Source organism: Pseudomonas sp. PDM18 (assembly GCF_014852585.1).
In the GTDB taxonomy this organism is placed as follows: Bacteria; Pseudomonadota; Gammaproteobacteria; order Pseudomonadales; family Pseudomonadaceae; genus Pseudomonas.
This window is the reverse complement of the sequence record NZ_JACVBX010000017.1, coordinates 85,433-98,596: the sequence shown is the minus strand read 5'-3', so window position 1 is coordinate 98,596 and position 13,164 is coordinate 85,433. Positions and strand designations below refer to the sequence as shown.

The 13,164-nt window shown below is 65.8% G+C and carries 9 protein-coding genes; 7 read left to right on the top strand and 2 right to left on the bottom strand.

The window, feature by feature from the left end; translation table 11 throughout:
• Positions 1 to 161: 161 nt before the first annotated feature.
• The gene (locus IB274_RS26795; RefSeq protein WP_192435825.1) at positions 162 to 2,957 is read right to left on the bottom strand and encodes an ATP-binding protein; all 2,796 of its coding nucleotides are present in this window, start codon (positions 2,955 to 2,957) and stop codon (positions 162 to 164) included.
• 473 nt (positions 2,958 to 3,430) lie between these two features.
• On the opposite strand from IB274_RS26795, the gene IB274_RS26790 reads away from it, so the two are divergent.
• Positions 3,431 to 3,841: a helix-turn-helix domain-containing protein gene (locus IB274_RS26790; RefSeq protein WP_192435824.1), complete on the top strand. Its 411-nt coding sequence runs from the start codon at positions 3,431 to 3,433 to the stop codon at positions 3,839 to 3,841.
• Positions 3,842 to 4,026: 185 nt separating this feature from the next.
• Positions 4,027 to 4,656, top strand: coding sequence for an isochorismate family cysteine hydrolase YcaC (gene ycaC, locus IB274_RS26785; protein WP_192435823.1), 630 nt, complete (start codon positions 4,027 to 4,029; stop codon positions 4,654 to 4,656).
• Positions 4,657 to 4,946: 290 nt separating this feature from the next.
• On the opposite strand, the gene yghU is transcribed toward ycaC, so the two are convergent.
• Complete coding sequence (gene yghU / locus IB274_RS26780) at positions 4,947 to 5,783, bottom strand: glutathione-dependent disulfide-bond oxidoreductase (protein ID WP_192435822.1); 837 nt, start codon at positions 5,781 to 5,783, stop codon at positions 4,947 to 4,949.
• Positions 5,784 to 6,033: 250 nt separating this feature from the next.
• Here yghU and IB274_RS26775 point away from each other — a divergent pair, with 250 nt between their 5' ends.
• The 5 genes from IB274_RS26775 to IB274_RS26755 all read left to right on the top strand — a co-directional run bounded on the left by IB274_RS26775 (position 6,034) and on the right by IB274_RS26755 (position 13,113).
• Positions 6,034 to 7,566 carry a sugar ABC transporter ATP-binding protein gene (locus IB274_RS26775; protein WP_192435821.1) on the top strand — a complete coding sequence of 511 codons (1,533 nt, stop codon included), beginning with the start codon at positions 6,034 to 6,036 and terminating at the stop codon, positions 7,564 to 7,566.
• A 13-nt stretch (positions 7,567 to 7,579) separates the two neighbouring features.
• Positions 7,580 to 8,602, top strand: coding sequence for an ABC transporter permease (locus IB274_RS26770; protein ID WP_192435820.1), 1,023 nt, complete (start codon positions 7,580 to 7,582; stop codon positions 8,600 to 8,602).
• 26 nt (positions 8,603 to 8,628) lie between these two features.
• Positions 8,629 to 9,684: a substrate-binding domain-containing protein gene (locus IB274_RS26765; protein ID WP_192435819.1), complete on the top strand. Its 1,056-nt coding sequence runs from the start codon at positions 8,629 to 8,631 to the stop codon at positions 9,682 to 9,684.
• A 2-nt stretch (positions 9,685 to 9,686) separates the two neighbouring features.
• Entirely contained in the window at positions 9,687 to 10,358 is a 672-nt protein-coding gene (locus IB274_RS26760) for a sulfite oxidase-like oxidoreductase (RefSeq protein ID WP_192435818.1), read from the top strand.
• 373 nt (positions 10,359 to 10,731) lie between these two features.
• Positions 10,732 to 13,113 carry a TonB-dependent receptor plug domain-containing protein gene (locus IB274_RS26755; protein WP_192435817.1) on the top strand — a complete coding sequence of 794 codons (2,382 nt, stop codon included), beginning with the start codon at positions 10,732 to 10,734 and terminating at the stop codon, positions 13,111 to 13,113.
• Positions 13,114 to 13,164: the final 51 nt, after the last annotated feature.

Below are 13,164 nucleotides of genomic sequence, written 5' to 3'. Positions count from 1 at the left end.
TCGGGCTAGGTCAGAGGACGGCGGGAGGCAGCTTGGGCTCCTACTCGTGCGACCAACACCGCGGACCTGCAGCTTGCCTCCCGTCGCTCTCACCTTCGAGCTTATCGAGCTTTGCAGACACAAGCGGCCCTATCATTCGGGGGTGAGCGCCGGTACTGCTGTCAGTGGCCGCAGGTCTCCAGGCAACGCCGTGCCCGCTGCTGGTCCGGCGAATCGAAGCCCTCGGTGAAGCGTCGATATACCGGTGCCAGCAACTGCCGCGCCGACGCCTGCTTGCCTTGTGCGCTCCACAGCTCCGCGAGAGCGGTGGCCGAGCGCAGCTCCCAGGCCAGTGCGCCTTGCTCCTGCGCCAGTGTCAGGGCGCGGGTCAGCAGGTTTTCGCCGCCGAGCAAGGATTCGCGATCGCCGCGCGCGAGCAGAGTGACCGCCTCGTTGCGCAGGATTTCCGGTGCGCACCAGCCTGCCGCGCCGGTTCGTGCGCGCATCAGTTGCGCCTGATCGGCGGGCAGGGGGCGGCCGCCTAAGGTCTGCACGATGTCGCGCACTAGCCCGACGGCGGGTGCCGTGGCGCCGGCCATTTCGTCGAGCTGCATGGCCCACGCATAGTGGCGCGCCCAGTCGGTGAACAGTGGCACGCGATGGCGCTCGGCGACCTCGATCATCTGCCGCACGCGGTTGCGTGCCTTGTCGAACTCGCCGTTGTAGAACGCGATGACGCAGCCGGCCACTGCCAGGCTGTAGGCGATGGAGGCGCTGTGGTCGATCTCGCAGGCCAGCTCGATGGCCCGTGTCGCCATGCGCTCCGCCTGCTCGGGCAGGCCGCGCAGCCACAGCGTGCGCGCCTGGGTGGCAAGGGAAGCGACCTGCTGGTCGTACTGCACGCCCAGACAAGGGGCGAAGCGGTTGGCCCGGCGCTGTTGTTCCAGACGCTGCAGCACTTCTTCGCCGACGGCCTGGGCGTTTGCCTGGTTTCCCGAGTAATGCAGCGCCAGTACCTTCAGACGCAGGGCGCTGATGGCGAGCATATCGCCCTGGCCTTCGCTCAGCCGATCGAAGTGCCGGCTCTGCTCGGCCGCCTGCTGGTATTGGCCGGCCCACAGCAGCACCGCCAGGCCGCCGGACAGCGCGGTGAGTTCCCCGTTGAGGTCGCCGATCTGCTGGGCGAGGTAGCGGGCGTTCTGGAAGGCTTCATCCGCCTGGCGATTGCGCACATCGTGGTAGGTCGTGTTGCCCAGCGCCAGCTCCAGGCGCATGGCCAGGGGCAGCGAAGAAGCGGATTCGGCGCTGAGCAGGCCGAGTGCCGCGCCCACGTAGGGACCGTATTCGTGCAACAGTGAGAGTTCCTGCCACAGCGGCGCCGAGCAGGCCGCGAGGTGGATCGCCTGGGTGTGCCGAACGTCCGCGTGCAGGCCCCAGTCGAGGGCTGCGCGAACCTCCGCGAGCCACGGCGAATGCTGCTGGAGCCAGCCCAGTGAGGCGGACCTTTCCCATTCGCTCTGCGCGGCCTGCATCGCGCTCTGGCAGAGCAGCAGATGGCGTTCGCGGGCTTCGTAAAGTTCGCCGGCGCCCTGGAGTTTCTCCAGCGCATGCAGGCGGGTCGGTTCGAGCAGTCGGTAGGTGACTTCATCGCTGCGAATATCGGTGGTCAGCAGCGATTTGGCGGTCAGCTGGTTCACCAGCACGAAGGCCGCGCCCAGGTCCGCCGGCTGGCCCAGAACGGCAGCGATGGAGCCCAGCGTGAAGCTGCCGCGGAACACGCTCAGGCGACGCAGGCAGGATTGCTCCGCCGGGCGCAGGAGCGTGTAGCTCCAGTCGAGCATGGCGCGCAGGTGTTCGTGGCGTTTGGGCGATTCCTCCGAGTGCAGTGGCAAGTCCAGGTAGCCCCCCTGCAGCAGCGCGTCGATGCTGCCGTCGGCCTGGCCCAGATGGCCGGCGGCCAGTTCCAGCGCCAGCGGAATACCTTCCAGGCGCCGGCAGATTTCGCTGACGCGGGGCAGGTATTCGGGGAGCAGTTCGAAGTTCTCGTGGGTCTCCTTCGTCCGCTCGATGAGCAGCGCGACGGCGGGGTAGGCGAGGGCGTCCTCGACGCTGCCGAGCTGCACCGGCGGGCAACCAAGCGGCCGCAGCGGCAGGATGTACTCGCCGATGGCGCGCAGGCTTTCGCGGCTGGTGGCGAGGATGTGGATCTGCGGGGCATGGCGCAGCAGGCATTCCACCAGATGCGCGGCCGCCTCGATCAGGTGTTCGCAGTTGTCGATGAGCAGCAGCATCTGCCGGTCGGCGACCTGGCGGCAGAGGTATTCCAGCGACTCGCCGGCCAGCCCCGGAATGCCCAGCGCGCCGGCGAGCGTGCTGTTCAGCGGCCGCGCGTCCTGCAATGGGGTGAGGTCGAGCATGCGGATGCCGTGGGGATACTCGCCGATGAAGCGCTCAGCTGCTTGCAGGGCGAGGCTGGTCTTGCCGATGCCACCGCAGCCCACGAGGCTGACGCAGCGCCGTCTCGGCAATTCGGTGATCAGGCGTTCCAGCTCGGCCTCGCGGCCCAGCAGGCGATTGCGCCGTGGCGGCAGGTTGTGGTCCGCGGACTGGCTGTCATCGGGGGCGGGCGACGTCTGCGCCGAAGCCGTCAGTGGCTCGACGAAGCTGTAGCCGCGCAGCGCGATGGTGACGATGAAGCGCCGGCCATTCTGGCCGTCACCCAACGCCTTGCGCAGGGCGGTCATGTGTACGCGCAGGTTGCCTTCGTCGACGTCCTGGCCGGGCCAGGCGCGGGCCAGCAGCTCGCGCTTGCTGACCACCTGGCCGGCGCGCTCAAGCAGCGCGAGCAGGATGTCCAGTGCGCGTTGCCCCAGGCGCAGCGGTCGGCCGGCCTCGAGGATCACACGGGATGCGGGGTAGACCTGGTAGGGGCCGAAATGAAGCACGGTTTCGACCGTGGCCACGGGCTCGGGAATCATTGTCTGGTCGTCGCTTTCGCACGCTGGGGGCAGATTGCGTGCCGGTCCTGGCGTCAGCCCTGATGGCACAGGTCCATCGACTCTCCGGTCGACTGGCCTTTCTTGTGTGAACGACATTCAGGGTAAACGACGGCTCAGCGTTGAGCCATCCTACGCCGGGTGCAGCGTTTTGCCGGCGGGCTTAATAACGATTAACGCAGGGCCTGCAGCGGCGCTGCCCAACGAGACGAAATCGCTGCATCGTGTCGTCTGGTCATTTGCCCTTGAGGCCCCGCTGCGTAAGGCAGGGCGGCTGCTTGCAAGCCCTTGCGCCCTATTGGCGAGCGGCCGCGCGGACTCCGGAAATCTTCGCTCGCGGCCGTCCAGGCGCTGCTTTCGCTCCGCTGCGGGTTAATGCGGTTTAACCAGCTTTAACTCGCCGGTACCCCTGTGCCCACAAAGAATGGGTCCCAGATCGCAGGGGAGGGACCAGCATGCTTCAGAGACTCATCAGCCAGATTCCAGTGGATGCCCCCAAGCGCGACCTGGCCCCGTGGCAGAAGGAGCGCGCCCTGGCACTGCTGCTCAAGCATCTGGACAGCGGCATCACGGTCAGCGACCTGGCGGCCGCATGCGCGCTGTCGCGCAGCGATTTCACCCGCAAGTTCAAGGTCACCACCGGGCATTCGCCGCAGGCATGGATGCGGATTCAGCGGGTGGAGAAGGCCAAGCAACTGATGCGTGAATCGTCCTTCCCGCTGGCGGAAATCGGCCTGCAATGCGGCTTCTGCGACCAGGCGCATTTCTGCCGGATCTTCTACCGCATCGAAGGCGTCACGCCCCTGAGCTGGCAGCGGCGCTTTTTCGATGTGGAGCGCGAATCCCCCTGGCGACATGCGGGCTAGGCCGATCACTCGGCGCTTCTTCGTAGAATATCGTTCTGATAATGGAACGCTAGAAGCGATTTTTGCCGTCTAGTGCGCAAAGGGTGTCGAATTTAATCTTTGTTCCATGCAGTGACGCACTGCAAGACGAGTCCAAACCTTCCGGCCCAGCCGGCCCCCACTGAAAGCAAATCGAGGATTTCACCATGGCCAACCCCACCTACAACCGCCTGGACAAAGACAACGCCGCCGTACTGCTGGTCGACCACCAGGCCGGTCTGCTCTCGCTGGTCCGCGACATCGATCCGGACAAGTTCAAGAACAACGTGCTGGCGCTGGGTGACCTGGCCAAATTCTTCAACCTGCCGACCATCCTCACCACCAGCTTCGAAACCGGCCCCAACGGCCCGCTGGTTCCCGAGCTGAAGGCACAGTTCCCGGACGCGCCGTACATCGCCCGTCCCGGCCAGATCAACGCCTGGGACAACGAAGACTTCGTGAAGGCAGTGAAGGCCACCGGCAAGAAGCAACTGATCATCGCCGGCGTGGTAACCGAGGTTTGCGTGGCGTTCCCGGCGCTGTCGGCGCTGGCGGAAGGTTTCGATGTGTTCGTGGTGGCGGATGCTTCGGGCACCTTCAACGAGATGACCCGCGACGCCGCCTGGCGCCGGATGGAAGCGGCCGGTGCGCAGCTGATGACCTGGTTCGGCGTGGCCTGTGAACTGCACCGCGACTGGCGCAACGATATTGAAGGCCTCGCCGCGCTGTGCTCCAACCACATCCCGGACTACCGCAACCTGATCAGTGCCTACAGCACCCTGACTGCTGGCAAGTAATCGCGCGCTGAAATGAAAAACCGGAGCCCTGGAAGGGGCTCCGGTTTTTTATTGGCGTTCGTACGGTGCTCTCCTGCGGAGGCGGAGCCTCTCCGTGACCGTAGATTCCATTCACATCGAGGCCGCGGCGAAGCACGACCGTAGGATGGGTGGAGCGCAGCGATACCCATGCTGGTGGCGCACCGGATTTGATGGGTATCGCTGCGCTCCACGCCATCCTACGAGAACGTTCGCCGGGAGGGGCGGCAGAGTGCGGGACGCGATCCAGCTCACGCCCCAGGGCTAATGAATCACTTGCTGAAGTCGTCGGCGCTGTGCCGCTCCGGCAGGGCGTCGTCGCCCCAGGTGCGGTTGACCCGGCGGCCACGTTGCACCGCCGGACGCGCGCCGATTTCGTCGGTCCAGCGGCGTACATGGGTGTAGCTCTCCACGTCGAGGAACTCCGCCGCCTCATAGGCCTGGTTGTTCAGTAGTGCGCCGTACCAGGGCCAGATCGCCATGTCGGCGATGCTGTATTCGTCGCCGGCAATGTAGCGGTTGTCGGCGAGCTGACGATCGAGCACGTCGAGCTGGCGCTTGACCTCCATGGCGTAGCGGTTGATCGGGTACTCGTACTTCTCCGGCGCGTAGGCGTAGAAGTGGCCGAAGCCGCCGCCAAGGAAAGGCGCGCTGCCCATCTGCCAGAACAGCCAGTTCAGCGTCTCGGTACGCCTTGCCAGGTCCTTTGGCAGGAAGTGACCGAACTTTTCCGCGAGATACACCAGGATCGAGCCGGATTCGAAGATGCGCAGCGCAGGTTCGACGCTGGTGTCCAGCAGAGCCGGGATCTTCGAGTTCGGGTTGATGTCGACAAAGCCGCTACCGAACTGGTCGCCATCGCTGATCCTGATCGGCCAAGCGTCGTACTCCGCGGCGCTCACGCCCAGCTCCAGCAGTTCTTCGAGCAGGATGGTGACCTTGACGCCGTTGGGCGTCGCCAGCGAATACAGCTGCAGCGAATGCTTGCCGCGCGGCAGTACCTTGTCATGGGTCGGGCCGGCGATGGGCCGGTTGATGCTGGCGAAGGCGCCGCCGTTGCTCTTGTCCCAAGTCCAGACACGGGGTGGAGTGTAGGTATCGTTCGCCATCTCGAGTTCTCACCTTGTGGGTTGAATGCTGTGGATGCTACTCGCCCGATTCGTGTCGCGTCAGCCGCTTTACGCACCACTGTTGCTGAGCAAACAGTACGCGACGCTTTGCTCGGGTGGTTGTTAGCATATGCATAAACGATATTAAAAATTAGTTGATGCATGCTTTGAGATTATAAAAGAATCGCCGCTCAGTCCAACGGCGAAGCTCTGAAACGGCGCTTTCGCTCTGCCGCTTTTCGAGAGCCCCATGTCCACCCAGTCCGCCGCTCCCGCATTTCTCCGCCTCGAAGGCGTCGGCAAGTCTTTTGCCGAAAATCGCGTGCTGATTGATCTCGACCTGGAGATTCGTCCCGGCCAAGTCCTCGCCCTGCTTGGCGCCAACGGCGCAGGCAAATCGACGCTCGTGAAAATCATCGCAGGCTCCCACGGCCACGACGCCGGGCAGTTGCTGATCGACGGCCATGAGGTTCGTTTCACCTCGCCCCACGACGCCCGCCGCCACGGCATAGTTGCCGTGCATCAGCAGGTGGAGCAGGGTGTGGTGCCCGGCCTGAGCGTCGCCGAAAACCTCCTGCTGGACGAGCTCTGCGGCGCCGCCGGCTCCCTGATCTTCCGTCCGCGCGAGGCGCTCAGGCGCGCGGCTGAAATCGCCGCCGGCCTGGAGCTGCATCTGCCACTGCAAGCGCCCATCGAAAACCTGGGTACCGCCGAACGGCAACTGGTGATTCTGTCCCGCGCGCTGGCGCTGAAACCGCGTCTGCTGATTCTCGACGAACCCACGGCATCGCTGTCGACCGTCGAGGCCGAGCGCCTGTTCCATCTCATCGACCACCTGCGCGAACGCGGCGTGGCGATCCTCTACATATCCCATCGGTTGTCCGATCTGCAGCGCGTGGCGGACCGTGCGCTGGTGCTGCGTGACGGCCGTCTGGTCGGCGAGTTTGCCGCACCGCTGGACCTCGCTGCCGCCGTCGAGTCCATGCTCGGCGCCGCGCTGGGCGAAGTGCAGTTGCAGCCGCTGGAGCGCGGCGAGACGGTGCTGTCCCTGCGTGACTGGCAACTCGAAGCCCACAGCGCAGCATTCGACCTGGACCTGCACGAAGGCGAAGTGGTCGCCCTGACCGGCCTGCTTGGCGCCGGCAAGAGCGAGATCGCCGAAGTACTGTTCGGTCTGCGCCGGCATTACGTCGGAACCATCCGGCTGGATGGCCGCGACTGGTTGCCCCGCACCCCGCGCGAAGCCATTTCCGCAGGCGTGTTCTTCGCCGCCGAGGACCGCGCGCGCAACTCGCGGGTACCGGGCTTCTCGGTGCGAGCCAGCATGACCTTGCCGTTCCTGCGCAGCTTCACGCGTTTCGGCTTCATCGACCGCAACGCCGAGCGCGCCAGGGTCGCCGAGCAGATCGAGGCGCTCGGCATCAAAGGCCCAGGCCCCGAGCATCCCCTTGAACTGCTCTCCGGCGGCAACCAGCAGAAGGTCATCCTCGCCCGCTGGCTGCTGGGGCAGGGCCGCGTGCTGATCCTCGACGAACCCTTCCAGGGCGTCGACGTGCGCGCCCGCCGCGACATCGGCCAGCGCCTGCGCGCCAGTGCCGCCGGCCGCGCCACGCTGGTGATCTGCAGCGACCCGGACGAGGCCCTGGAAATCGCCGACCGCATCCTCGTCGTGCGCGACGGCGCGGTGGTTGCCGAGTTGCCCCGGCACGACCTGCAGCGCAGTGAAATCGTCGCCCATCTCACCCCATCCAACCCTTCACGCCAGGAAACTGCGCGAATCTAGAAAGGAGCCGTGCGTGTCTAGAACTGCCGTGGGCAGCCCGGCGACCTCGCCCGTCGCTCGTTTGCTCGACTTCCTCATCCACTACGCGCTGCTGTTGCTGCTGGCCTTGCTGGTGCTGGTGTTCGCCCTGCTGGAGCCGGCCTTCCTGCGGGTCGGCAACCTGTTCCTGGTGCTGCAGTCGGTGTCCATCGTCGCGCTGCTCGCCCTGGGCGTGACCCTGAGTATGGCGGTCGGCGGGCTGGACCTTTCCATCGGCGCGGTCGCCGCGCTGAGCCTGATGACCGCCAGCTACGTGATGGTGGTACTGGACTGGGGCCCGCTCGCGGCGATCCTCATCAGTCTCGGCCTCGGCACCCTGGTCGGGTTGCTCAACGGCTGGCTGATCGTGCGCATGCGCGTGCCGGACATCCTCGCCACCCTCGGCAGCATGTTCCTGGTGGTCGGCGTGCAACTGATTCCCACCGGCGGTCGCTCCATCGCCGTCGGCATGACCCTGCCCAATGGCGATGAAGCACCGGGCGCCTTCGCCAGCTGGTTCCTCGCTCTCGGCCGCGCGCAGTTGTGGGACCGCGTGCCGGTGCCGGTGGTGATCATGCTCGGCTGCGCGTTGCTGGTCTGGCTGTTCCTCGAGCGCACGCGGCCGGGCCGGCTGTTCTACGCCATCGGCGGCAACGAGCAGGCCGCACGCCTCGCCGGTGCGCCGGTGGAGCGCTACAAGCTGCTCGCTTACGTGCTCTCGGCGCTGCTCGCTTCGCTGGGTGGATTGCTGCTGGCTGCGCGCCTCGGACGTGGCGACGTCAGCTCCGGCAACGGGCTGGTGCTCGATGCCCTTGGCGCTGCGCTGATCGGCTTCGCCGTGCTCGGTGCGCAGAAGCCCAACGCTTTCGGAACCCTGGTCGGCGCGGTGCTGGTAGCGACCCTGTTGAACGGCCTGACAATGCTCAACGCGCCTTACTACGCGCAGGATTTCGTCAAGGGCGCCGTGCTGGTCTCGGCCCTGATGTTCACTTTCGGTCTGGCCCGGCGCGGGCGCTGATCGCTACTTTTTCGGAGATTCAACGGATGAAGTTCACCCCTGCCAAATCCCTGCGCGCGCTGTTCGCCGCCGGGCTGTTGTTGTCCGGCGCAGCCAGCGCCGTCGCCGCCGGACTGCCCGGCGCACCCGCTCCCTTCGACAAGGGCGGCGTGCAGATCGCCCTCGTCGGTTACCTGTTCTCCGGCGACTTCCCCGAGGCCTATCTGCGCGGGGTGGAAAAGCAGGCCAATGCGCTGGACGTGAAGTTGCGCGTGTTCGATGCCCGCCAGCAGGCGGCTACCCAGCGCGAGATGCTGGAGCAGGCCATCGACTTGGGGGTGGACGGCATCATCGTCCAACTCGGACTTGCCGAAACGCTCAAGGACTCCATCGACAAGGCGCTGGCCAAGGGCATCAAGGTGGTGACCTTCGACGTCGACGTGAACGACCCGCGCATCACCCGCGTCGAGCAGGACCACCGTGAGCTGGCGCGCCTGGCGCTCAAGCAGGTGTTGCAGGACAACGGCAACCAGTTCGACGCTGGCTACGTGTACATCGACGGCTTCACCCCCATGGAGCGTCGCGATGAAATCTGGCGCCAGGTGAAGGCCGAAAATCCCGGCATCGTCGAGAAGGCGCGCTTCGGGACGCTCAACGCGCCCATCGCCAACTCGGTGGCCGACCAGGCCAGCGCGGTGCTGCGCGCCAACCCCGGCATCACCGTGTTCTTCGCGCCCTTCGACGAGTTTGCCAAGGGTGTGAAGATCGCCGTGGACGAAGCCGGGCTGGGCAAGCAGGTGAAGATCTATAGCGCCGACATATCCACGGCCGATATCCAGATCATGAAGGAAGAGGGCAGCGCCTGGAGCGCCACCGCCGCGGTCAATCCGGAAGTGGCCGGCGCCATCAGCGTGCGCAGCCTGGCGCTGCGCATCGCCGGGCAGAATCCGGGCGAGCAGGTGCTGGTCCCGCCGACCCTGATCACCCGCCAACAATTGCTCGACCTCGACGTGAGGAACGTCCGCGACCTGGCGCGCAAGGTGCCGGCCTTTGGCGAGGCGCAGAAGGTTGCGCAGGCGCCGTGGATCCCGCTGGCGAATTGACGATGACCACGCAAGACAAGGCCAGGCGCCTGAAGAAGGCGCGTTCGCCAGCCGCCGACCCGCGTTATGGCGAACGCCTGCCGCCGGGGCAGGTGCTGACCGAGCGCTTTCCGATCCTCCACGAAGGCGAGGTACCCGAATACGACCGCGCGACCTGGCGCCTGCGCCTGTCCGGGGCACTGTCCAAAACGCTGGAGCTGAGCCTGGACGACCTGCTGGCGCTGCCGCAGCGCGAGCTGGTCTGCGATATCCATTGCGTCACGCGCTGGTCGAAGTTCGATACCGCCTGGCGCGGCGTGCACCTGTCCGACCTGCTCGCGCATTACGGCGTGGAGCCCACCGGGCAGTTCGTCATGGCCCATGCCGACCACGACTACGAGACCAACCTGCCGCTACAGGACCTGCTGCGCCCGGACAGCCTGTTCGCCACGCACTACGCCGGTGAGCCGCTGACCCCGGTGCATGGCTGGCCGCTGCGGCTGGTGATTGCCGGGCGCTATTTCTGGAAGAGCGCGAAGTGGCTGCGCGAGCTGCAGTTCAGCGACAGCGACCGCCCCGGATTCTGGGAGCGCAACGGCTTCCACAACGAGGCCGACCCGTTCCGCGAGGAGCGTTTTTCCGGCGAGGCACTGGCTATTCCCGAGGACGAATGGACCCGCAAGGCGTTCGATTGAGTGTCGCGCTGTTGCTGCAGGAACAGCAGCCACTGTTGCGCTGGAAACATTGGTAACTGGTTATAACCAAAGCATTTTTTATTCGTTTGAAAGCATTCTGCCACTAGCTAGGATGACGCCTTCCCCATCTGGTCAGGGATGACCGGCGATACCGAGAAGCCGTGCCTTTTCGCTCATCACGAAGAGAGACCGGCCCCGACACCTGGAGCGCTTTCCCGAGCACTGTTTTCTCCACCCTGAGGAGGACAGTCGCTCGCGGTTTCCGGACTTCCGACACCAACCGCTCGAGCCCATCAGAAAAACACATCAGCGGAGTTCCGGACTCGCCGCCAACGGCGAGTGGCGCTCTTTAAGCGAGACAGGAGTACTTCGCGTGTTATCCCGTTCACTCATTGCCGTTGCGGTGGCCTCGGTCATCGCCCAGTCCGCCGCGCACGCCGACGAAACCCCGTCGACCTCCGAGGCCACCACCAAACTCGAAACCGTGCTGGTCACCGGCACCCGCGGTAACAACCGTACCCTGCTGGATTCCCCTGTGCCGGTGGATGTGCTCACCGCACAGGACCTCAAATCCACCGGCGCTGTCGGCGGCGAGCTGGGCCAGGCCCTGGCGACGCTGCTGCCGTCCTTCAACTTCCCGCGCCAGTCCAACTCCGGCGGCGCCGACCACGTGCGCGCCGCCCAGCTGCGCGGCATGAGCCCGGACCAGGTGCTGGTGCTGATCAATGGGAAGCGCCAGCACACCTCGGCGCTGGTCAACGACTCTTCTAAGATTGGCCGCGGCACCGCGCCGGTGGACTTCAACTCGATCCCCATCAGCGCGATCAAACGCATCGAAGTGCTGCGTGACGGCGCCGGCGCGCAGTACGGCTCCGACGCCATCGCCGGGGTGATCAACATCATCCTCGACGACGCCCCAGAGGGCGGCGAAGTGACCACCAGCTATGGCGCGTACCACACCCACCAGGACGCCATCGACAAGACCACCACCGACGGGCAGAACTCCTATACCGCCGCCAAGGCCGGCACGCGCCTGGGCGAGGACGGCTTCGTCCGTGGTGGCGCCGAGTTCATCAACCGCGAGCCGACCAATCGCGCCGGCTACGACGGCTTTGCCGATACCCCCGGGCAGCGCAACTACGTGATGGGCGATGGCCTGGCGCGCGACGTCAACGCCTGGTTCAACGGCGACCTCGCGCTGGGCGGCGGCAAGCTCTACTCCTTCGGCCTGTACAACGAGCGCCACACCACTGGCGCGGAGTTCTACCGCTACCCGGAAGAGCACCCGGAGATCTACCCCAACGGCTACCTGCCGCAGTCCCTGGGCGACAACACCGATCTTTCCGCCACCCTCGGCTACAAGGGCCTGATCGCCGACACCTGGGACTACGACGCCAGCGTCACCCATGGCCGCAACCGCTTCGAATCCTCCACTCGGCGCACCCTCAACGCTTCGCTCGGCGAAGACACGCCGACGCGCTTCGACACCGGCGACTACGAGCTGCGCCAGAGCGTCGCCAACCTCGACCTCAGCCGCGAGCTGAACCTCGCCGGGCGGCCCTTCGTGCTCGCTGTCGGTGGCGAGTACCGCTACGAAAACTACATCACCACCGCCGGCGACGAAGCCTCCTACTACGGCGTCGGCGCGGACGGCGCCAACGGCCTGCGGCCGAGCGAAGAAGTGGACATCGACCGTAACGTCTTCGGCACCTACGTGGACCTGTCGGGCGACCTCACCGACAAGTTCTTCGTCGATGCCGCCACGCGCTGGGAGCGCTACGACGATGCCGGCAGCAAACTCACCGGCAAGCTCAGCGGGCGCTACCAGCTGACTCCGGTGCTGGCCCTGCGCGGCGCGGCGTCCACCAACTTCCGCGCGCCGTCGCTGGCCCAGGTGGGCTTCCAGAATACCACCAGCAACTTCGGCGATGGCGGCACGCTCACCGACATCCGCGTGCTCTCGGTGAATGATCCGATCGCCCGCGCGCTGGGCGCCGAGAAGCTCGACCCGGAAACCTCGAAGAACTTCAGCCTGGGCCTGACCGCGCAGCTAAACGATCGCTTCGACCTGTCCTTCGACGTGTTCCGCATCGACGTCGACGACCGCATCACCCTGTCCCAGCGCATCGGCAGCGACGCCATGGAGCAGTTCATCCAGGACAACTTCGGCGTGGCCGGCGTGCATGACGTGAACTTCTTCACCAACGCCGCCGACACCCGCACCGATGGCGCCGAGCTGGTGCTCAACTACCACCAGCCCTTCGTCGGCGGGCAACTGGGCGTGACCACCGCCTACACCTACAACCACACCAAGGTGCGCAGCACCAAGGGCACGCCGCAGCAGCTCTCCAACCTGGGTATCGGCGAGGACGCGCTGGTGGGTGTGGAGGAACGCAACACCCTCACCGATGCTGCGCCCAAGGACCGCTTCATCCTCACCACCACCTGGAGCGATGCGCAGTGGAACCTGCTCGGTCGCCTGACCCGGCAGGGCGAAACCACCCGCGTGTTCGACTTCGGCGACGGCTACCACCCGGAGCAGACCTACGGCGCGGTGTGGCAGCTGGATGCCGAGGTGGCCTACAAGTTCACCCCGCAGTTCAGCCTGGCGGTGGGCGGCAACAACCTCACCGACAACTACCCGGAACGCTCAAGCTCCGAGATCAACTACGGCGGCAACCTGCCGTACGACGTGCTCTCGCCGATCGGCTCCAACGGTGCGTACTACTACGCCCGCGCGAGCTATTCGTTCTAATCGCTGTCGTTCTGACCGGGCCGCCTTGCGGCCCGGCAACTTTTGCGGAGC

What these genes read in the sequence shown, in the direction of transcription:
- IB274_RS26775 (WP_192435821.1), top strand. Translation starts at nt 6,034, where the DNA reads ATGTCCACCCAGTCCGCCGCTCCCGCATTTCTCCGCCTCGAAGGCGTC.
- yghU (WP_192435822.1), bottom strand. Translation starts at nt 5,783, where the DNA reads ATGGCGAACGATACCTACACTCCACCCCGTGTCTGGACTTGGGACAAG.
- IB274_RS26765 (WP_192435819.1), top strand. Translation starts at nt 8,629, where the DNA reads ATGAAGTTCACCCCTGCCAAATCCCTGCGCGCGCTGTTCGCCGCCGGG.
- IB274_RS26760 (WP_192435818.1), top strand. Translation starts at nt 9,687, where the DNA reads ATGACCACGCAAGACAAGGCCAGGCGCCTGAAGAAGGCGCGTTCGCCA.
- ycaC (WP_192435823.1), top strand. Translation starts at nt 4,027, where the DNA reads ATGGCCAACCCCACCTACAACCGCCTGGACAAAGACAACGCCGCCGTA.
- IB274_RS26790 (WP_192435824.1), top strand. Translation starts at nt 3,431, where the DNA reads ATGCTTCAGAGACTCATCAGCCAGATTCCAGTGGATGCCCCCAAGCGC.
- IB274_RS26795 (WP_192435825.1), bottom strand. Translation starts at nt 2,957, where the DNA reads ATGATTCCCGAGCCCGTGGCCACGGTCGAAACCGTGCTTCATTTCGGC.